General features: G+C 41.7%; 16 protein-coding genes and 1 tRNA gene. 5 read left to right on the forward strand and 12 right to left on the reverse strand.

Annotated features, from left to right (window positions below):
• Nucleotides 1-269 precede the first annotated feature (269 nt).
• From LN995_RS17735 to LN995_RS17750, 4 genes are all read right to left on the reverse strand, one after another.
• Entirely contained in the window at nt 270-1,553 is a 1,284-nt protein-coding gene (locus tag LN995_RS17735; RefSeq protein ID WP_229962427.1) for an adenylosuccinate synthase, read from the reverse strand.
• A 317-nt stretch (nt 1,554-1,870) separates the two neighbouring features.
• Entirely contained in the window at nt 1,871-2,221 is a 351-nt protein-coding gene (locus LN995_RS17740) for an STAS domain-containing protein (RefSeq protein WP_229962428.1), read from the reverse strand.
• Nucleotides 2,193-2,696 (reverse strand): Fur family transcriptional regulator, encoded by a 504-nt coding sequence (locus LN995_RS17745; RefSeq protein WP_229962429.1) that lies wholly within the window; start codon nt 2,694-2,696, stop codon nt 2,193-2,195. The genes LN995_RS17740 and LN995_RS17745 overlap by 29 nt, the downstream gene beginning before the upstream one ends.
• A gap of 26 nt (nt 2,697-2,722) precedes the next feature.
• A complete protein-coding gene (locus tag LN995_RS17750) occupies nt 2,723-4,945 on the reverse strand; it encodes a RelA/SpoT family protein (RefSeq protein WP_229962430.1) in 2,223 nt (740 codons plus the stop codon).
• 358 nt (nt 4,946-5,303) lie between these two features.
• On the opposite strand from LN995_RS17750, the gene LN995_RS17755 reads away from it, so the two are divergent.
• The 4 genes from LN995_RS17755 to clpX all read left to right on the forward strand — a co-directional run bounded on the left by LN995_RS17755 (nt 5,304) and on the right by clpX (nt 9,142).
• Nucleotides 5,304-5,385 (forward strand) — tRNA-Leu (locus LN995_RS17755).
• Nucleotides 5,386-5,461: 76 nt separating this feature from the next.
• Entirely contained in the window at nt 5,462-6,787 is a 1,326-nt protein-coding gene (tig, locus tag LN995_RS17760; RefSeq protein WP_229962431.1) for a trigger factor, read from the forward strand.
• An 87-nt stretch (nt 6,788-6,874) separates the two neighbouring features.
• Nucleotides 6,875-7,573 (forward strand): ClpP family protease, encoded by a 699-nt coding sequence (locus LN995_RS17765; protein WP_229962432.1) that lies wholly within the window; start codon nt 6,875-6,877, stop codon nt 7,571-7,573.
• 345 nt (nt 7,574-7,918) lie between these two features.
• A complete protein-coding gene (gene clpX / locus LN995_RS17770) occupies nt 7,919-9,142 on the forward strand; it encodes an ATP-dependent Clp protease ATP-binding subunit ClpX (protein WP_229962433.1) in 1,224 nt (407 codons plus the stop codon).
• A gap of 119 nt (nt 9,143-9,261) precedes the next feature.
• Here clpX and lpxB read toward each other — a convergent pair whose 3' ends face one another.
• The 4 genes from lpxB to LN995_RS17790 form a co-directional block, all read right to left on the reverse strand.
• On the reverse strand, nt 9,262-10,371 hold the full coding sequence (gene lpxB, locus LN995_RS17775) for a lipid-A-disaccharide synthase (RefSeq protein ID WP_229962434.1): 1,110 nt from the start codon (nt 10,369-10,371) through the stop codon (nt 9,262-9,264).
• A gap of 101 nt (nt 10,372-10,472) precedes the next feature.
• Nucleotides 10,473-10,889 carry a 6-pyruvoyl trahydropterin synthase family protein gene (locus tag LN995_RS17780; protein ID WP_229962435.1) on the reverse strand — a complete coding sequence of 139 codons (417 nt, stop codon included), beginning with the start codon at nt 10,887-10,889 and terminating at the stop codon, nt 10,473-10,475.
• A gap of 5 nt (nt 10,890-10,894) precedes the next feature.
• Nucleotides 10,895-11,896, reverse strand: a complete 1,002-nt coding sequence (locus LN995_RS17785) for a FecCD family ABC transporter permease (RefSeq protein ID WP_229962436.1) — start codon at nt 11,894-11,896, stop codon at nt 10,895-10,897.
• The gene (locus LN995_RS17790; protein ID WP_229962437.1) at nt 11,889-12,806 is read right to left on the reverse strand and encodes an ABC transporter substrate-binding protein; all 918 of its coding nucleotides are present in this window, start codon (nt 12,804-12,806) and stop codon (nt 11,889-11,891) included. Before LN995_RS17790 ends, LN995_RS17785 begins: the two co-directional genes overlap by 8 nt.
• A gap of 94 nt (nt 12,807-12,900) precedes the next feature.
• Here LN995_RS17790 and rfaD point away from each other — a divergent pair, with 94 nt between their 5' ends.
• A complete protein-coding gene (gene rfaD, locus LN995_RS17795) occupies nt 12,901-13,866 on the forward strand; it encodes an ADP-glyceromanno-heptose 6-epimerase (RefSeq protein WP_229962438.1) in 966 nt (321 codons plus the stop codon).
• Nucleotides 13,867-14,100: 234 nt separating this feature from the next.
• Here the strand turns inward: rfaD and LN995_RS17800 are convergent, their stop codons facing one another.
• From LN995_RS17800 to LN995_RS17815, 4 genes are all read right to left on the reverse strand, one after another.
• Nucleotides 14,101-17,574, reverse strand: coding sequence for a hypothetical protein (locus LN995_RS17800; protein ID WP_229962439.1), 3,474 nt, complete (start codon nt 17,572-17,574; stop codon nt 14,101-14,103).
• Nucleotides 17,571-21,209: a sensor histidine kinase gene (locus LN995_RS17805; RefSeq protein WP_229962440.1), complete on the reverse strand. Its 3,639-nt coding sequence runs from the start codon at nt 21,207-21,209 to the stop codon at nt 17,571-17,573. The genes LN995_RS17800 and LN995_RS17805 overlap by 4 nt, the downstream gene beginning before the upstream one ends.
• Nucleotides 21,210-21,340: 131 nt before the next feature.
• Entirely contained in the window at nt 21,341-21,727 is a 387-nt protein-coding gene (locus LN995_RS17810; RefSeq protein ID WP_229962441.1) for a DUF983 domain-containing protein, read from the reverse strand.
• A complete protein-coding gene (locus LN995_RS17815; RefSeq protein ID WP_229962442.1) occupies nt 21,720-21,989 on the reverse strand; it encodes a hypothetical protein in 270 nt (89 codons plus the stop codon). The genes LN995_RS17810 and LN995_RS17815 overlap by 8 nt, the downstream gene beginning before the upstream one ends.
• Nucleotides 21,990-22,004 lie beyond the last annotated feature (15 nt).

A 22,004-nucleotide genomic window follows, 5' to 3' on the forward strand; every position in this document is an offset into this window, starting at 1 on the left:
TCTTAACTCGCACTGGGATATAACATACTGTATCAGTTCAAAAGTTCACTCATGATAAGATTCTTTCTAGAGCCTGCTTTTTCAGAAATATGATATCAGTCTTTCTATCTGTTGCTAAAACTAACACCTATTCTATCTTCAAAGACCGCAAACTTCAAGTAAGGTACACTCCACCTTACTTGAAGCTTGCGGTTGTCGCAGATGCACAAAAAACAGAAGCTCCGCTTGATGAATAAGCGGAGCTTCTAAAATATATTTTTAAGCGACAATTAGCTAACTTTTATACCTTCTCTTTTCAAAGTACTTTTTCTGTCTGGCCCTACAGAAACGATAGTAATAGGTACTTGCAGGTGTTCTTCCAAAAAGCTTAAGTAGTTTACAAAAGCAGCTGGCAGTTCTTCTACATTATCTATTAGATTTAAATCTACTTTCCAACCAGGTAACTCCTCGTAAACAGGCTCCAGTTGCTCATCAAGAGAGTGAGGAACCTGATCAGTAATTTCACCAGAAGGTAGCTTGTAATGTGTACATACTTTTATTGTATCAAACTCTGTCAGCACATCTGCTTTCATCATGTTGAGCTGAGTTACACCATTCAACATAATAGAATATTTCAGAGTAGGCAAATCTACCCAGCCACAGCGACGAGGACGGCCTGTAGTTGAACCGAATTCACGACCAGCCTGGCGTATACTCTCCCCTACTTCATCCAGAAGCTCTGTAGGGAAAGGACCACTTCCCACACGAGTACAGTAAGCTTTAAAAATACCGTACACTTCACCTATGTTTCTCGGTGCTACACCCAGACCAGTACATGCGCCAGCAACTAAAGTAGTAGAAGACGTAACAAATGGATATGTTCCGAAATCTACGTCGAGCAAAGCCCCCTGCGCTCCTTCTGCCAGAACTTTCTTACCGTTTCTGATGGCTTCATTAATAAGATATTCTGTATCGCCCAACTGAAGCGTTCGTAGGTAATCAACAGCTTCAAAGAATGTTTGCTCCTGCTCAGAGATATCCAGTTGCTGACCGTAAAATTCTACTGTTCTACGATGGCGATCCACCAGTTTATTGTATCGCTCCTGAAAATCATCTGCCAGGATATCGCCTACGCGCAAACCCACTCGTCCGATTTTATCCTGGTAAGTAGGCCCGATACCTTTTAAAGTAGACCCAATCTTGCCTTCACCAAGTGCTTCTTCTGAAACACGATCCAGCACTTTGTGAGAAGGAAGAATAAGCGAGGCCTTTTTTGATATAAATAAGTTCTCAGCAGCGTTTACACCTCGATCCTGCAATTTCTGCATTTCAGTACGAAACACAATCGGATCCAGTACAACTCCATTACCAATAATGTTCTGGATGTGCGGATGAAAGATGCCTGAAGGGATTTGATGCAATACGTGTTTTGTACCTTCAAATTCTAGTGTGTGACCTGCATTTGGTCCGCCCTGAAAACGGGCTACAATATCATAGGTCGGTGCCAGCACATCTACAATCTTACCTTTTCCTTCGTCTCCCCACTGCAGACCTATTAGTATATCAACTGCCATTTAAATGTTTGTAAATATATTCCTTTAGAAATTACTCCAATAAATTACCATTTCAGAAAACCCACACTAAAGCCGTAGAATGTACTTTTACAGCAATAGCTAAAGGCCAACTATAATCTTTTTACTCCCAAAGGTAGCAAATTTATCTTTGGGAAATAAAAATACAAATAGAATATTGCCACTGCACATATGGAAAAAGAAACCTTAGTCCTTAGCTAACTACATAATGTAAAAAGAGGCTATACCCAAAGGTTAGCCTCTTTTTACATTATGTAGTTACAAATCCTTTATTACAACACTGTGTTCATCTCTGGGGTCTAATAAATAGATTCTTTAAGAAACTGCTCAGCAAAATTATCGTTCTCCGCAATCGTGAATATGGCGTTAAGCTTAGTTACGATCAGAAGCTTCCGGATATGATCAGATGGCTTTATCAGCACAAGCTCACCTCCCCTGTTGCGGAACCTTGTCAGGAGCGACACCAACACGCCCATGCCACTGCTATCCATGAACCGCACATTAGACAGGTCAACCGCACTAAGCATTACCTTATCGTCCCGAAGTTCATCTACCTCGTTCATCATTACCTGAGAATCAGTTCCCGCTATCAGGTCACCTTGCAGCCTGACAAAAAGAATGTCATTCTTTTCCTCTATCTGATACTTCATGATACTGTTCCTCTTTCGCTGCTTTCTTGGCCCGGCAATCGCCACAAACACCATATAGGTTCAGCGAGTGGTGTAAAATATAAAAATTTAACAGGTCACCCACCATGGTTTGAATATTATGAATACGTGGATCACAAAATTCGACCACTTTGTGGCACTCTGTACATATTACGTGATCGTGCTGACGATAGCCATACGATTTTTCGTACTGTGCCAGGTTACGGCCAAACTGATGCTTACTTACCAGGTCATTTTCTACCAGCAGGTCCAGGGTATTATATACTGTAGCTCGGCTTACACGATAGTTTTTGTTTTTCATACTGATGTACAGTGACTCTACATCAAAATGCCCATCACGGGAATATATCTCTTCCAGGATAGCGTAACGCTCCGGTGTTTTACGCAAGCCTTTACTCTCCAGATAAGCTGTGAAAATTTTCTTTACTTCTTCGAATTTATTTACGTCTAATGCCATTTCCTTTAATTATTAAAAGCTTTAGCTTATTTGTCGAAACGCTCGACAGTAAGCACGCCATTTACTTTGCTCATGCGCTGAATAAGTCTATCTAAATGGCCCGTGTCGTTCACAAAAACCATTATTTTACCTTCAAAAATTCCATCATCGGAATCGATAGTGATGGAGCGCATATTTACCTTTAAGCTATTGGATATAACTTTAGTTAAGTCGTTCACTAAGCCAAACCTATCCGTACCTTTTATTCTGATACCGGCTAAAAATGCCAGTTCTTTCTGCTCCGTCCACTTGGCTTTTACAATACGGTTACCATAATTAGACATCAACTCCATACCTTTAGGGCAGTTGGTACGATGAATCACAATACCCTCATCTTCAGTCTCAAAACCAAACACATCATCTCCGGGAATAGGATTACAGCATTCAGCCACATGGTAATCAATATTGGATGTCTTCTCTCCTATTACTAACATATCAGAGTTTACGCCCCTGATTTTCTGCACTTCTTTATCAAATGTTTTTGGCTCTAATATAGATGGGCTCTTTTCAGCGGCAGAAGAGAAAACGATCTCTTTGATATCTTTTACATCCAGATGACCTGTAGCAATACGATAGTACAGGTCCTGCACATTAGGCACATTAAAGAATGCCATCAGCTTGTTTAAGTTACTTTGCGAATCTGCAACTTTCAGTTGTGCCAGACGCTGCCTTAGCAGATCCTTCCCTTCCTCTACTTTATTCTTGCGTTCTTCACGCAAGGCATCTTTAATACTGGAGCGAGCTTTAGAAGTAACTACATATTGTAACCACTCATCGTTAGGCTTCTGCTTTTGTGAGGTGAGAATTTCTACCTGGTCTCCATTATGAAGCCTATAACTAAGCGGAACCAACTTCTGGTTAACCTTAGCACCCAAGCATTGCAAACCTATCTGGGTATGAATATCAAAAGCGAAGTCCAAGGCCGTAGCCCGATCAGGAAGAATAATAAGCTCCCCTTTCGGCGTAAAGACATAAACCTCTTCCACAAACAAGTTCTTGCGGAACTCATCCATAAACTCAAGTGCGTTGGCTGTGTTGCTTTCCAGCATATCCCGCACTTTGTTTATCCAGAGCTCCAAAGCTGACTCTGAGACAGTGCCCTCTGTTTTGTATTTCCAGTGGGCAGCATAACCGCGCTCAGCAATCTCATCCATTCGCTTGGTACGAATCTGCACCTCAACCCACTGCCCCGGTTTACTCATAACCGTTGTATGCAACGATTCATAACCGTTAGATTTTGGTGTATTCACCCAGTCTCGCAGGCGATCGGGGTTAGGCTGATAAAAGTCTGTTACGATAGAATACACCTGCCAGCAGGCGGCTTTCTCATTTTCAGGGGGTACATCCAATATAATCCGGATGGCAAACAAATCATATACTTCTTCAAAAGTAATGTTCTGTTTCTTTATCTTCTTTAAGATAGAGTAAATGGACTTTGGCCTGCCCTTAATGGTAAACTTAAAGCCGTATTTTCTCAGCTCTTCTTCTATTGGAGCAGTAAAGTCTTTTATAAACTTATTCCGGGCGCTACGGGTTTGCCTTATTTTATAGGAAATATCTTTATACGTATCCGTATCAGTATACTTCAAATACAGGTCTTCCAGCTCTGACTTGATAGCATATAAACCCAAGCGATGCGCCAACGGCGCGTACAGGTACATGGTTTCGGAAGCGATCTTCAGCTGCTTATGCCGGGGCATGCTTCCTAGAGTCCGCATGTTGTGCAGACGATCAGCCAGCTTTATCAATATCACCCGCACATCGTCTGAAAGCGTCAGAAGCATTTTTCGGAAGTTCTCTGCCTGCTGCGATGAGCCATAATCGAAAACACCCGAAATTTTAGTTAACCCTTCTATAATACGTGCTACACTTGGCCCAAACTCCCGCTCAATATCAGAAATTTCCAGCTCCGTATCTTCTACGACATCGTGCAGTAATGCTGCCACTATAGAAGTTGTACCTAACCCTATTTCTTCCACTGCAATCTGTGCCACGGCAAGCGGGTGCAGAATGTATGGTTCCCCCGACTTGCGCCGCATGTCTTTATGAGCTTCTAACGATGTGTTAAAAGCTTTCTTTATTATTTTGGCATCGTTGTCCTTTAGAAAAGGCTTCGCATACCGAAGTAACCTTCTGTAATGTCTTAAGATCTCCTTGCGTTCCGCTTCCCGATCAATCATAGCAACTTGCGTAAAATCTGCTCCGCCCATAGGCTTTTTTATGTATAAATATTATAGCAGCATTATAAGTTTCAAATATACTTCTTTATCGTGTGCAATCAATAAGACCTAATAAGACTTAAGACAATAAGCACAAGGCTTTTTAAACTTTAACTTGGAAAAAAAATTCATGCCTAAAATCATAAAGAGCAAGTCTCTTTCTATTAAGAGCAAAAAATATTTAGATAATTTTAAAAGCATAAACAACAATGCAACAATGTTTTAAGCTAAAAACATCACAAAACAGAGATTAAAATCTAAAAAAATATTTAAGAATTTTGGATTGAGGTATTGCAAATAAAAAAAAGGTGCTTACCTTTGCATCACTATTACAAACAAGCACACACAAGCGGATGTGGCGAAATTGGTAGACGCACTAGACTTAGGATCTAGCGCTGCGAGGCATGGGGGTTCGAGTCCCTCCATCCGCACACAAAAAGGACCCTCAACAGCCATGTTGGGGGTTTGTTTTTACTAGAAGTCGCAAACATAAAAAATTTATAAGCCTTGAATATTACATTAAACCAAACCGACAGCACAAATGCTCAACTGAAGGTTGTTCTGGAAGAGGCCGACTACTCTCCTAAAGTTGACCAGCAGGTAAAAGAGTTCAGTAAAAAAGCACAGATCAAAGGCTTCAGACCTGGTAAAGTGCCTGCCGGACTTGTAAAGAAGATGTATGGCAAGAGCATTCTTGTAGAACAAATCAACAAGATTTTACAAGATGAAATCTCTAAATATATCCGTGAGAATGATGTAAAGCTTTTAGGTGAACCACTTCCAGAGCCTGAACAAGAAGCTATTGATTGGGATAACCAAAAGACATTTGAATTTACTTATGCAGTTGGTTTGCTGCCAGACATCAACCTTCCGCTTGATAAAAGCGTAGAGGGATATTCTGTAGAGCTGGACCAAAAGACAATGGACGAGGCTTACGAAAACATCAGACGCCAGTTCGGCAAGAATGCTGAGCCAGAAACATCCGAGCAAGGTGACTTTATATCAGGAGAGCTAAAGCAGGTAGAAGGTGAATTTGAATCTAAAACCCTTATCCCTACAAATCGCGTAGTGGAAGGTCAGGAACAGTTCGTAGGTGTTAAAGCTGGTGACGTTATTCGTTTCGACATCCGTAAGACATTTGGTGATGACAACGCTGCGCTGGCGCATGTTACAGGTCTAAGCAAAGACGTAGTGGCTGACCTTAACGGTGAATTTGAGTTTACAGTAGAAAAAGTTACCCGTACAGAGCCTGCAGAACTTAACCAGGAGCTTTTTGATAAACTTTTCGGTAAAGATGAGGTTAAAACTGAAGAAGAGTTCGATGCCAAGATTCGTGAAACAATCGAAGAAAACTATAAGAACGAAGCTGAGAACCTGCTAAACCGTAAAATTATTGATACGCTTGTTGATAACCTGGAGGTAGAACTACCTACTGAGTTTTTCAAGCGTTGGTTAACTGTAACAAACGAAGGCCGTTTAACGCCAGAGCAAATCGAAGAGAATTTCGATCAATATGTGCGTGAGCTGAAGTGGTCTATGATCAAGAATAAAGTAGTTGCCGAGAACGAAGACATTAAAGTAAGCAACGACGAAGTAGTAGAAAGCACAAAAGAGAAAATGCTTGCTCAGTTTAACATGCCTGAAATACCAGAAGAACTGGTGGAAAGCATGAATAATTACGCAGACCAGTACCTAAGACAGGATAATGGCCGTAACTACATTAATGAATACGAGCAGCTACTAGCCGAGAAGGTGCTTACAAAACTTAAAGAGCAACTTACTGTAGTTGAGCAGACTATTACTGCCGAGGACTTCAGAAACTTATCGTTTTAAGGAAACGGTAAATAAACTATATTAAAAAAAGTCCTTTTTTATAAAGGACTTTTTTATTTTTGAGTAAATCGTAAATCTAAACAAGATATGTTTAACAAAGACGAGTTCCGGAAATTTGCCGTGAAAGGCCAAGGGCTAAACGGCTTGGGCGTAGACCAATATATTCATCATATAGAGAGCAGAGCCATGCACACTGTAGAGAGCATGACCCGTTCTGTAATTGAAGAACGCCCGACAAACTTCCGTGAGATTGACGTGTTTTCGCGCCTGATCATGGACCGCATCATTTTCCTGGGAACACAGGTAGATGATTTCATTGCTAATATTATTACAGCTCAGCTTCTGTTCCTGGAGTCGGCTGATGCAAAAAAAGATATTCTGCTCTATATTAACAGCCCTGGAGGTTCTGTATATGCTGGCTTAGGTATATATGACACCATGCAGTATGTAAGCCCAGATGTTGCTACTATCTGTACTGGTCTGGCTGCTTCTATGGGAGCGGTATTGCTGGCCGGTGGAGCTAAGAACAAGCGTTCTTCCCTGCCTCACTCCCGCATTATGATTCACCAACCAATGGGTGGTGCGCAAGGGCAAGCTACTGATATCGAGATCACAGCCCGTGAAATTCTGAAATTAAAGAAAGAACTCTACGAAATTCTGGCTGAGCACTCAGGTAAGTCATATCAGGATATTTATGACAACTCAGAGCGTGATTACTGGATGCGTGCCGAAGAAGCAAAAGAATTTGGTCTTATTGATGAAGTCCTTACCCGTAAGACGACTTAATAAGCTGTTTTAACCAAATTATGCAAAACCCGCTATATGAAAATATGGCGGGTTTTTTGCCTTTACAACAGTTTTTTTCTGAAGCAGACAACTTTTATACATAAAGTACTAAATTTCACAAAAATTTATCAACAGCTTATTGTGCACAAATCATACACATAAGACTATAAGCGTCAACAAGTTGTGCATTTATCTATTTATATAGATTTTGTAATTAATGCATAAGTTTTGTCTCCAAATCAATATTTAGGTTAAAAAAATTCTGTTTATTTAACTTTTCAATTTTGTACCTTTGTTTCATGCTTTGCCTGGCGAAGCACAACAACCCTGTTTTTATTAACTCTTATGGCTGAAATAACCTGCTCATTTTGCGGCAAAAATAAGAAAGATGTATCAGTGATGATTTCCGGTATTAACGCTCATATCTGTGATCGTTGTATCGGTCAGGCACAGCAAATACTGAACGAGGAAAACAAGATCCGCGCGAGCAGCCGCACTCCTAAGTTTAACCTGATGAAACCAAAGGAAATGAAGGAGTACCTGGACCAGTTTGTAGTTGGACAAGATGAAGCAAAGAAAGTAATGTCAGTAGCGGTTTACAACCACTACAAACGACTAATGCAACGTACCAAGGAAGATGATGTAGTAATTGAAAAATCTAACATCATTATGGTTGGAGAAACTGGTACAGGTAAAACCTACCTTGCCCGTATGATGGCTGGTATTCTTCAGGTGCCTTTCTGTATTGCTGATGCTACTGTGCTAACAGAAGCTGGTTATGTGGGAGAAGATGTAGAGAGCATACTTACCCGCCTGCTTCAAGCTGCCGATTATAATGTAGAGGCTGCAGAACGAGGAATTGTGTACATCGATGAAATTGACAAGATAGCCCGTAAAAGTGATAATCCCTCTATTACGCGTGATGTTAGCGGCGAAGGCGTACAGCAGGCGCTTCTGAAATTGCTGGAAGGCACCGTTGTAAATGTACCACCGCAAGGAGGACGTAAACACCCTGAGCAGAAGATGATCACGGTAAACACAGAAAATATTCTGTTCATATGCGGTGGAGCTTTTGTAGGTATCGACAGAATTATCAAGAACCGTTTGAACACGCGTCCGATAGGCTTCTCTAAATCTAACCTGGATGAAGTGGGAGAAAATGAAAACTTCCTGAGATACCTGACAGCACAAGACCTGAAAGGGTTTGGGCTGATACCAGAGCTCATTGGCCGTTTACCAGTAGCCACTCACCTGAACCCATTAGACAAAGAGACGCTGCGCCGCATTCTGCTGGAGCCGAAGAACTCTATCATTAAGCAGTACAAACGCCTGTTTGAAATGGAGAATATTACCATAAGCTTTGCTGATGATGCGCTAGATTACATTGTTGAAAGAGCCGCAGAATATAAATTGGGAGCACGTGGTCTTCGCTCCATCTGTGAAGGAATTATGACAGATGCAATGTTTGAGTTACCATCTATAGAAGGTTCAAAAGAACTGACTATCACAGGTGACTATGCCCGTGAAAAGTTTGATAAATCTACACTTAAACAATTAAGAGTAGCTTAACAAGAACAACTGCATCCTTAAGAAAAAGCCCCTGTATAGTATAACTATGCAGGGGCTTTTTCTTAGTAGATAAAATAGTTTTACACGTTAGCCTTCTTCTCTCCTACTCTAGTTTTGATTTATTGCTTCAAATAGCTAACCATTAGCTCAGCAGCACGTTCGGCTGTACGAAAATCCCCGATCTTCTGACGTATAGACGCATAGCCCTCCTTCTGCTTTTTAATGAAGTACTTATCAAATAAGATCTCCTTTAATTCGGCAGTTATTTTCTTAGGTGTAAAGTCATCCTGTATAAGTTCTGTAACAACAGGTTTACCTGCTATCAGATTTACAAGTGAGATGTAAGGCACTTTTATTACCATTTTCCCAATAGTATAAGAAATTTTACTGGTCTTGTAACAAACTACTTGCGGCACATCAAAAAGAGCCGTTTCTAAAGTGGCTGTGCCAGAAGTTACCAGAGCAGCTTTTGCATAAGATAACAGATCATAAGTCTGGTCATATACAATCTTAATATTGGTGTCAGGATTATAAGCTGCGTAAAATTCTTTGGAGAAATTATTAACCCCAGCTACTACAAACTGATAATCTCGGAAGGAAGGCAATATACTTAGCATTACCTGCAGCATATTCTCAATCTCCTGCTTACGGCTTCCTGGCAGTACTGCTATAATTGGTTTGTTGTTCAGCTTATTCTTTGCTATAAAATCAGGGTTAACGGCATGATCAGTAACTGAATCATTCACAGGATTTCCGATGTAGTCTACTTTATAGTCATAGCGACCATAAAAGTCTTCCTCAAAAGGCATGATAACAAACATGCGATCTACCAACTTTTTAATTTTATGCACGCGGCCTTGGTTCCAGGCCCATATTTTAGGAGAGATATAATAAAATACTTTCAGCCCTTGTGCCTTAGCAAATTTGGCAATACGTAAGTTAAAACCTGCATAATCCACTAATATGACTACATCAGGCCAGAAGCTTTTGATATCTGCTTTACATTCTTTCAGGAAGCCGCTTATTTTACCAAGGTTTTTTAGCACTTCAGCAAAGCCCATAAAAGCCATTTCCTGGTAATGATGCACCAAATCCATACCGGCAGCCTGCATCATATCACCTCCCCAACCTCTGATGATTGCCTGTGGGTCTTGCTTTAGCAGCTGTTTAATTAAATTAGAAGCATGTAAGTCACCGGATCGCTCACCAGCTATAATGTAATATTTCATGCAGTTCGTGTCCGTTTGAGAATACCTATAACAGGTATTAAAAAAATGTTACCACAATACCTCATAAATTATATTACTCATGAGCTATTGTGGTAAATTGTTTATTCGCCGAAATACTCTACGTAGTTTCTAGGTGTTTCGTAAAGTTTAAGGCTATGCAATTTAGCTTCAGAGATTTCGGCAATACGTGGAGCCAGAATTTGCCAGAACTCTACAATTAAGTTTTCTGTACTTGCTAACTTGTCTTCCATAAAAGCAACATCAAGGTTTAGGTTCTTGTGGTCTACTTTCTCAATAACATGCTTTTGGATAAGTGAGCTAAGCTTTTTCAGATCAATTACAAAACCTGTATCCGGGTCAGGCAGCCCCTTTACGGTAACAATCAACTCGTAGTTGTGTCCGTGCCAGTTGGTATTGGCACATGGCCCGAAAACCTCCTTGTTCTTTGCCAAAGACCAGTTCGGGTTATGCAGCTTATGTGCTGCGTTGAAGTGCTCTAACCTGCTTACGTAAATCATCTATTCTAAAAATTGTAATTCTTTCTTGACAGCAAATATACAAAGAAAGGAACACCAAAGAATGAAGTAATAATTCCAATAGGTATTCCTACAGGAGGATAAATAAGGCGGGAGAGTAAATCGCAAAGCATCATGAAAAGGCCGCCGATAAAAGCACAAAAAAGCAGGTTCCAACGGCCTGATGCGCCCATCATACTACGTGTAACATGAGGAATGATCAGCCCAACAAAACCAACCGGACCAGAAGAGGCCACAGAAAAGCCTGTTACTATTGAAACAGTAAGCAGAATAACCCATCTTGTTTGTGCCACCTGCAGCCCCAGTGCCTGCGCACGCTCTGCTCCTAATAATAAAATGTTAAGCTGTTTCTGATAAAAGATAAACAGTAACAGCGCCAGCAAAAGTGCTACAGCCGGATAGGGCAGCAAAGTCCAACTGGCTCGCTCAAAGCTTCCCATCGACCAGAAAATAATAGACTTCAGCTTTCCTTCTGAGTCTGACAGAAAAGTAAGCAAGCCTACCACAGCGGTACAAAGGGAACTTAGTGCAATACCTGCCAACAGCAACTGCGACGGAATAAGCTGACGCTTCCTATAGCCCAGCATAACCGCCATTAATGTAGTAATAAAGGCTCCTGCAAAAGCAAGAACAGGAGGCAAATAAAAACCAGCCACCGTACTTTCCACAAAGCCAAAAAAAACCACTACCGCACCCAGCGAAGCCCCGGAAGCAGTGCCCAGCAAATATGGCTCAGCCAAACCGTTATTCACCATAGCCTGTAATAAATAACCGGCAAAAGCTAATGAGGCTCCTACCACTAAAGCTAGCAACAGGCGCGGCAAGCGCAAATGTACAATGGCAAAATGGGTTGTGTTATCTGGATTATAATATAAAAAAGCGTCTGCTATAGTAGCTATGCCAGACTCAAAAGAACCTACCTGCAGCCCCAATAGCAACACCACCAGTATCAGCAACAAAGCAGCAGTAACGTATAATAGCTTACTCATGGTAAAGTAACCTCTCCAGTTCAAGTATAGACTCTACCACACGCGGTCCTGGCCTGGACATTAAGTTATCGGTTGTGCCGTAGATACGCCCCTGCTGATAAGCTTTGGTTTTACGAAGTTCCGGATATTGGCCAAAAAATTCCTTTTCCATTTTCTCCCGGTCATCTCCCAGTATTACATCTGGATTTAGTTTCAGAATATACTCACGAGTAATGGACGGATATGGTTGATCAAAGACTTCCTGTACGGCATTCTCAGCACCTAATATGTGTAGCTTATCTGTGAGGATAGTATTTTGCCCGTGTACATAAATAGGGTCTTTCCAGGTGATGGCTAGTACACGCAGAGGCTGCCTCTGCTGAGCCTGATATCGTTGCTTTAGCTCGTTCACCTGCTGCCGTAGCGAATCTGTCAGGTGCTCTGCCTGCTCCTCCCGCCCCATTATACGTCCTATATCTTCTAAGCCGTTAAAAATATCTTCTACCGAGGCATATGTTTGGTAATACACCGGAACCCCTAGCTCTTCAAGACGAGCAGCATCGTCTGGTGGCGTAATACCTTCTACTGTAAAAATAACATCTGGCTTTAAACGCAGCACCTGCTCATAATCAATAGGATAGTTCTTAACAACTGGCTTGGTTAAAGCAGCGGCAGGGTAATCATCATTTTGGGTGCGGCCAACAATAGTACTGGTGTCCAGTACAGCAAATAACATTTCTGTCATAGAAGAAGCAAGAGATACAACCCTTAGCGGCTGCTTCTCAAGTTGAATTTCCCGCCCCAGGTCATCCTGTAATACAATAGTGCCTTCTTCTGTTGGCTTCTCCGTTTGGCTACAGGCACTACTCAGCAGCAGGCTAAGTAGTAAAAGCCAACAGAGTTTATCAAATAAGTGGAGTTTCTGTTTCAAATTATAGCTTATCGTGCCGCCTTATTTACTAAAGCTACACCGTATATTTTCGTAAATTTAAAGCAATTTTCGTTATAGGATTAAATACTGAACTATGATTGTAGTAACCGGAGCTGCAGGTTTTATTGCCAGCTGCCTTGTAAGCAGGCTGAACCAGGCTAATTTTAATGATATAGTGGTGGTAGATAATTTTTCTGTCGCTAAAAAAGAGAATAATCTGCAAGGCAAGAAAATAAAGGAGTTTGTAGACCGCGATAACTTTATAGCATGGCTCGACAGCAACTACGAAGAGGTTGAGTTTATCTTCCACCTAGGCGCCCGTACCGATACCACGGAGTTTAACAAAGATGTGTTCGACATGCTGAACCTGAACTACTCCAAGCAAGTGTGGAATGCCTGCTGCGAATACCAGATTCCGCTGGTTTACGCTTCTTCTGCGGCTACTTATGGTACTGGCACCTTAGGCTACGACGACAACGAAGCTACTATTCCGCTACTGCAGCCGTTAAACCCTTACGGAGAATCAAAGAATGATTTTGATATTTGGGCACTGGAGCAAACAGCAAAACCTTTCTTCTGGGCTGGCCTCAAGTTCTTTAATGTGTATGGCCCCAACGAGTACCATAAAGGCAAAATGGCCTCTGTTATATTCCATGCATATAACCAAATTAGGGACAAAGGCCGCCTTGCCCTGTTCCGCTCTCACAATCCTGATTTTGCTGATGGGGAGCAGATGCGGGATTTTATATATGTGAAAGATGTAGTGGATGTATGTTTGTTCCTGATGCACCACCGCAAAGATTCCGGCATATACAACCTTGGCTCCGGAAAAGCTCGTACTTTTATGGCGCTGGCGCTTAATACTTTTCAAGCGATGGGTGAAACAGCGAATATTGATTTTATTGATACGCCAGCCACTATACGCGACACATATCAGTACTTTACAGAGGCAAATATGAGTAAGCTTCGCTCTATCGGTTACGATAAACCTTTTTATACTTTAGAAGAGGGTGTGAAAGATTATGTGCAGAACTACCTGATGGAAGGGAAGTATTATTAAGATCATGAATAAAAGTAGCTGATTATAAATTATAATCAACTACTGCACTATATACTATAAACCCACTTACGTTGCGTGAGTGGGTTTGTCTTTTATAAACCTGCTATTGGAGTTACTGCTTTTATAATCGCAGTTTAATTTATCACCACAGCAAAAGCTAACTAGTTCTGCTGATTAATCTCAAAAACTTATGGAAGTTACAAAAGACCGAAACTTTTTATATCCTTTATTTTATTAAAACAGCACCGATACTTGTGTACGCCCTGTATGCACAGCTCCTACATCGTTTGCTTTCCGGCCATCGTAGTTAAGGGAAATATTTAGGCCGTTGCTGAGACGCTGCTGCACGTTCAGTGACCATGTCATGTTATTACCAGGGCGTAAGGCATTCAGAATTTCATAGCCGACATAAGTGTTCTGATCGCCTTTGTAGCTGATGTTCACATAACGGATATTTCCAGCAATGGTCCGTTTGCTTACTTGGCTTACTTTTGCTTCCAGCCCTAGTTCATGGAAAGCTCCTTGCTGCTTCGCCTCTGGCTCAGATAGCAGATCCTGGCGCAGGGCAAACTGATATGTACCTGTAAAGCGCAGGCTCGTGTTTGGCTGGTAGGCCAGCTCTGGTGTCAGCTCTTTAGACTCTATTTTAAAATTCTTCGAATCCAGAAAATTAGAACGGTTTTCCCGCACATTTATACTGGAACTTAACTTAGCGCCCAACACCTCATTCAGGTTTAGGCGGCCTGTCAAGGTATGGTTGCCAACATTACGGGTTTCGGTACCATTTGCCAACAACGATTTCTGTTGGTTCTGCTGAATGGTATACTCTAAGCCATAGTTCGGATTGCTTCGGTTAAAGTAAACTGTATTGCGCAGCGACTTCACTAACGATATCAAAGACTCGTCCTCAAAATTATCACTAAAAGGGTTAAAGCGTTGCGAGAGGTCGTTATCAGTTGTTTTTTTGTCTACACTAATAAAAGTTAACATTGAAAAGTGCGATGCTAGACCTTTTAAACCTTGTTCTCCTCTCCAACTACGGGGGGCATTACTGTTCAGGCGATACGTAAAACGATTGGTATAGGCGTTGATGTACTCATCTGTTGGCAAAAAGACTTTAATATAACGCCGCTGGTCTACCGTTTGCGCCTCCAGGTAATCATTCAGGTTGTTTGGGTTACCGCCATCACGCAGATAGTGCGTTCCCTGCCCTGGTAGAGTCTCTGTAAAAATAAATATGCGTTTAAGCTCCCTGCCTGTACCCACACTGTAACTCAATTCTGAAGCAAAGCTACCATCTAAAAAACCGGCATTCCAATCTGCTCTTGCTTGTACAGTTTCTTCATCCTGTGCAGTGGCCAGTTCTAATTTGCGGTAGGTAGCCTGAATAGACAGATCATTTTCTGCATTGATTCTTGTTTGTAGAAGTCCATTATATGTCTGCCCCACTTCTGGTAATCCCATTTGCCCATCAGCTGTTGGTCTAAGGTCAGTGCGATGGCTGTAATCGAATCTGAACTTAGTACGGGCTGTGTCGCTGCTCTCTACATACACCAGATGCTCCTCAAAATACATAGCGGAACCAACCACCGAATCTGTTTCAAGGGCTTTAATTTTATTCTTATCAAAACGGTAAATATAGCCTGGTGAGAAAGCTCCGGCATTGTACCTTACTCCTACGTCACCACGATACCACTCCGACTCCCTTACGTTTTCCTGCTCACTTTTAAGTACAAAGACGTTGTTGGTTAACTCAAAACGCCCCAGTCGCTGCAACACATCCAGGTATTGCTGCACTCCATCCACCTGCTGTTCTCTGTACCGTCTGCTGACACGATAATTAAATAAATTAGCAGCATCTTTAGCAGCTCCTACCGAAAAATTAAAGATATGGTCTTCTGCTTTAGTATCTGTGTCCTGCAAACTCCAGTCCCTGTCAAATTCAATAGGACGGTACCTGTCTATTGGCACAAAGTTCCTGTCAGCATATTCATAGTTAAGGCTACTGTTAAGCTTATACTTGCCCAAAGCTGGCAATTCTCTGTTCTCAATAGTGTAACCCATCCGGGCTGCTTTCCCCTGATCATCCTGTGCATCAAACTTTGAGAACCTATTCAGATCATTTTCTGAAGTGGCTCCCTCTATAAAAACATTTATCCCTTTCGCTACTTCATAATTACCACCAAGTGTTACTAATTGCTTCTTACGGGGAGTAGGCAGTATACGTATTGGCAGGTAGTTTCCCTGCGGCACCCCATTTACAGGAGCCACCCATTTATACACACGTCCGTTTACAGCATCATTAGAAGCAACATAATTACCTTGGTTGCTACCAACTTCAGTAAAGCGAACATTGTAATATGCCTCATTAGAGTCGCTGGAGTAAACAAAAATTGAAGCCGCACTTTGTCCGCTACCATAAATAGTATCGCGCTTTGCATACAGTACCTGCGCAGGGTCAAAAGCAACACTATCAGCACCAGAGGTTACAGCCAAAGATAAACTATCACCAATACTCACTAATAGTCGTTTTTCCTCATCACTCAAATCCAGATTCAGAAGGTTGTTCGGATTGTCAGACTCGTTATAGTAGTTCGCATACACCCGCAGCTTATTTAGTTGCTGATAATGACTCAGATGATAAATGCCCCTGCTATAGTTCTGGTCCGAATACTCAAAATCAACTTTAAGGCGGGAATTTTTGGTGATTACATGGCGGGTAGTAAAAGTAACTTCTGCCTGGTTATAATCTATGGTATAGTCATAGTCGTAGCCGCGCATAAGTAGTTTCCCATCTAGGAATACACGTTCGGAATTTGCCAGTATAATAATGAAACGCTCGTTATTTGGTCCGGTTAATCTATAAGGCCCCAGTACTCCTTCCTGTGCCTGTAAGGTTTTACTCGCAAACTTTCCTTTAGAAACAGAAGCGGCCACTGTAGTCACTCCCTGTGTTTCAGGAGACTTGCCAAATGTTGTTTCAAAAGCAGCTCCCTGAACGTTTTTGTAAAACTGCATAAAGTAAGAGGGCTTACTACGCAGCACCACATCACCTGCTGTTAGCTGCCACAGCCTGTGCTTCAGTGTAATGTATACTTTATCAAACTCCTGTAACTGTTGCGTGTTTCCCTCTGGCTGAAAAGGAATATTCTGATCTGTAATAGCAGCTGTAATACCAATGTCATCAGTTAGCTTTCCATCCAACTGAAGGTTAAGCGCAGAGTTTACAAATACGTTTTGTGTATTGCCGAAGGAGATTCCCCTGGAAATACTACCAGTTTTATTCAACCCTGGTGTACTAAATATTTCTTCTTTGGCACTAAAATCCTCCTGGTAAAAATCTTTATGAAAAGAATTCATCTCCAGCTTTGTAAGGTCGCGGTGAAAAGCAGGCCTAGTAAGGTTTAAGGGCAGTACACGGTAGCATACCAACACAGAGTCCGGGAACAGGCCTTTAGTGCCAACAGAATCAGGAGCAGGAAACTTTGTAAACTTAAATTGATTGGTACTGTAGTCGTAGTCAAAGGCAAACTGATCCTGCTTTGGCCCCGCAAAAGAAACAGAGGCAGGTAATATAGTCAACGAATCCAGCACAATAGGTTCTCCGTTAACCTGTAGCCATTTGCAACGCTGGTTATTAACAGGAATCTGCGCCCGCAAAGGAAGGCTCAACAATAAGAGCAACCCTATTATAACCCACCTATTCATGGCTCCGCCAAGGGTAAAGAAATATAAAACGTAGTACCGCTTCCCTCCTCCGTCTCAAACCAAACACGGCCTCCTGCATTTTCAATTCCTCTCTTGGCTACAGCCAAACCTATACCAGAACCGGTATATTTTGTGCTGAAATTAGGTATAAACACTTTACTGCGAATTTCCTCAGGAATTCCACTACCATTATCCTGAATAGAAATTAAGACACTATGGTCAGGCTTTACTTCCATCGCCACTCTTATTTGTGGCTTTCTGCTGGCCGGCACTGCCTGAATAGCATTTAGCAGCAGGTTATTAAAAGTGCGAACCAACAGGTTCTCATCTGCCATTACCACTATCTCTTCTTTCGGTATAGCCGTAATCACCTCTGCTGTTGCCGGATCGTTATGCAGATCACTGGCTCTTTGCAGGGCAGCGGTTATATCCATTCGCTCATTTTTAGGCTCCGGCATAGAGGTAAAGCTGGAGAATGAGGTAGCGATATCATTCAGTATATTAATCTGCGTAATAAGAGTATGTGATATTTTATCTATCAACTGCTCTGTATTAGGCCTTTTCTCCGCTATGGCTTTCTGCAGATACTGCAGTGAAAGCTTCATCGGTGTCAGTGGGTTCTTTATTTCATGTGCTACCTGCCGGGCCATTTCCCGCCAGGCCGCCTCTTTCTCCTGCATCGCCAGGTCTACCTTGTTCTGCTCCAATGTCAGCAGCATACGGTTATATTCATTTACCAGCATACCAATTTCATCTGTACCGGCATAAGTCAACGTTTCATTCTGTCCGGTGAGCGAGGTACGTTTCAGCTTGTCGGCCAATACACGCAATGGCACTGTAAGTACACGGGAAGCAAAAAACGTCAACGTCATGAACATGATAAACATAATGGTAAAGATGTTCATGGTTGTCGTAATCAGTTCGATAAGCTTCAGGTCTAGCTGCTTTTCAGAATCGAAGAAAGGAATACCAATAAAACCTAAAAGCTCACCTGAATTATTTGTCTGCCGCAACGGCAGATATACGGAGTTAAACGTAAGGCTACCGGCTCTCTCCTCTAACATGGATCGTAAAGCCTGCCGTTCAGAAATGGCCGCATAAGCTTCCGGGTTAACTAACTTTGACAGTAACCCAGCTTCAAATATCAAGGGCTGGCTTGTTACTAAAAGCTTCCCAAACCTGTCGTACACATTAACATCAGCCTCTGCAATGGCAGCTATTTCTGCTACTTTATCTTGTAATACATTCCTCGTTATCTGATCGCGTGTAACAAACTGAGTAAGATTTTCACGTACAGCCTCTCCTCGCTGCTCATAAGTGCTCATCAAGTCTTTACGATAAGAAGCCGTAACAAGGCCTGCCGTGGTTATACTTACTAATAATAGAGGCAGCATAATTCCGAAGTTCAGGAATATCTGAATTTTAGTGCTGAAATTAGGGCTAAAGCTTCGTAAACGGCTCCGTTCTATCAGGAGGTAAAGCAGCCCACACAGCACCACCCCTACTGTAAAAGCCAGAAAAAGAAAAGAGAAGTTTGATAACAGTTCTCTACCACCATAGTTCTCTGTTGTAATAATAAGCATTTGCCCATTATCTTCGTCTATAACACCATAATGATGAAAGTCATCCTGCGTTATTCCCTGGCGTATCAAATCAGCCCTTCGTAAGAAGCTCCTGTTAAAGTTAATGGCATAATCGTACTCGCCCTCACTATACTTAAGCTGGCCATGGTCATATATAGCATAGCTGAGCATATCTGCTCTAAAAGTTTTATTAGACCTCTGATTAACCAACAGCTCTGGCACCAGGCTATTCGGCAGTAGCTTTTTAAGTGTTAGCTGAAGAACAATAGTCCCTTTCTGCCAACGGCCTATAGGCACCTGAATGAATTGCAGGTAAACGCGAACGTTAAAACGTGTCGGATCTTTAATAAGGAGCAAGTTACGCCGCTCCGTCCTGGTGTCGGGTCTATCATACTTTTGCAACAATTCCTGTAAGGTAGTAGCTGTCGGAGCTGTGCTTTCCAGCGGGCGTCCCTGGTTATCGAACAGATGCACGTCAACCTCATACTTATCAAAATAGCCTGGAAGATACTGCCTTGATATTTTCCTTTTAATAAAAGACGCATCAACATAAGGCCCCATCATCTTTGTTCGTATCAGCTTATCGGAAGCTATTCTGTCTGCCACGCTCTCGAGCATAAACTCTCCCAAAACATCATTTTCCTGTAAGATGTTAGAAGCAAACTCCTGTTTATAAAGTTTAAGCTCACTTTGGTAATGCGTAAAGATGGCAAACGCCCCTGTAAGTGCACTCACTATAATTACCAAAAAAACGAATAGATAAGTGCGATAAGGAAAGTTTACTACACTTTGACGTTGGGCAGAAAAAAATATAATCAGCCAAAAGAGAAGCCCTATCAAAATTACTCCGATAAGCTGCGGAATAAACGCACCTGTAAGCAGCAACAGTACACCAACAATAGCTCCTAACATTTGGTAAGGCCACTTTTTAGGTTCATTCTGCAAAAGTACAGTTACCACAGTTGCCAGCATATAGGTAAAAGCGCAGAGAGCAATCGTGTGCAACAGCATTACCCCATACATAGCAACTTTATACCGCGAAAAAACAAGGGACTGCGTTACATCTAATATAAGTGGAGAGTTATGGTAGATGCCGTAATAGAAATTAAACAGCATTACTGTAAGCAGGTAAAAAAACAGTATGCATCCGATCTGCAGATTGCGGCTGTGCTCCTGATCAATTGTTTTAAGCTGAGCCAGTATCCTGTTCTTCCGAAACAAATACAATGCGGCACCCGCTACTGTTTCCAAAAGCAATAAGTTTAATGCCAGGTCACCTATAGATGGCGACCAAAAAGAAGCAGCATACAGTTTAGGATCAAATAGCTCAAGATCTGCAATAGCAAAAGGCAGGTTTAGCAATAATAAACTTACCCTTAGCAGGATCAGAAGCACTAACAGCACAAAAACACCTTTATTATGGCGCCGTCGCTGAATTAACCTTCGGCAAATGGCTATACTAAAGAGCACAAAAAAGACCACTCCAGTTACTAAAAAGATAAGTTGCAGCGGAGTGCTCGCTGTTTTATGCTTAGCTTGGGTAAAATCTACAGCAAATAGAAATTCCCCATCAGAGGTAACTACTTGTGGTAAACCAGCTTGTTTATTCAGATATAAACCGACCTGTGCATTATCAAAAATTTCCTTATCTAACTGCGATGATAGGTAATTGTTACTGATCCGATAATCGACCTGCAGTGGGATATAGATAAATACAGTATAATTACCTGTTACACGCGGTACTACGATAAACTTACCATATTCATTCTGAGCTGTTGAAACCTTTAACGGGGACGGCGGAAAATCAAGATCAGGAATAATAGTATGGTCGGACCAGAAAATTAAACGGGCACCTCTATAAACAAAGGTCGGATAATTTGCTTGACGCAATAAAGCAGAAAAAGATGCTTCATTCTGTTGGAGTTGCTTGCCAATTGCTTCTGCTTCACTTTTAGCTTTAGTTAAGCAGTTACTGACATGCTCACTAATCGCTTCAAGCTGCTCCTTAAAATCTGCATCATTTTTTGTAGAAAACAGATTAAAATGAAGCACAGCTGTAGCCAGAAAGCAGAGCAGTGCAATAAATAAAAATAAAAAGGGCGTTAACTTACGATTCAAGGCAGACTTGTTTATCCACGAATTTAAACAAAACGTAAGACAACACCCATTGATTCAAAAAGCAATTATTGCTGCTTGTAAGAAGGGTCGTAATTAATTCCAGAAAAATAATAGAGCATCAGAATTCTGGCATATCTAAAAAGTAAGGTAGTAGAGAGTAAAACAACAACAGCTACAACTACCACATAGACCCACGTAGGAGGGTCATTTGCAAAATAGTAAAGCAGAATGCCTACTGCCAACACAATACCTACAGAAAAACCATAGCTAATGTACATAGCTCCCCAAAATAACCCAACTTCAACCTCATACCACAAGCCGCAAACGGGGCAGCTTTTATGCATTTGATCAAACTTGTTCAGGTTAAGAAAAGAGTGAGTAAAGACTTCTCCTCTTCTGCAACGGGGGCAACGGCAAGCAAGTATAGCACCTACTTTAGATGGGTTACCCATTTTTCTGCTTACGGCTCTTTTGATACCACAGAAAGCCTACGGTACCAACTAAAAGGTAAGGAATAGCCATCAGGTAAAGTATTCCCGTATTAAGCCCAGAACCTACCTCAGATTCATGTTCACCATGGCGACTACCAGTACCAACATTAGACTCTACTGTAGCACGGCACATAGCACATTGGCTATAAGCATCTGTAGTAGCAAAAGATATGATAAAGGCTGTTACAACAGCAACAAAAATTTTATTTAAACTAAGCTTCATAACATGTTTCCAGAT

The organism is Pontibacter silvestris (assembly GCF_020907275.1).
In the GTDB taxonomy this organism is placed as follows: Bacteria; Bacteroidota; Bacteroidia; order Cytophagales; family Hymenobacteraceae; genus Pontibacter; species Pontibacter silvestris.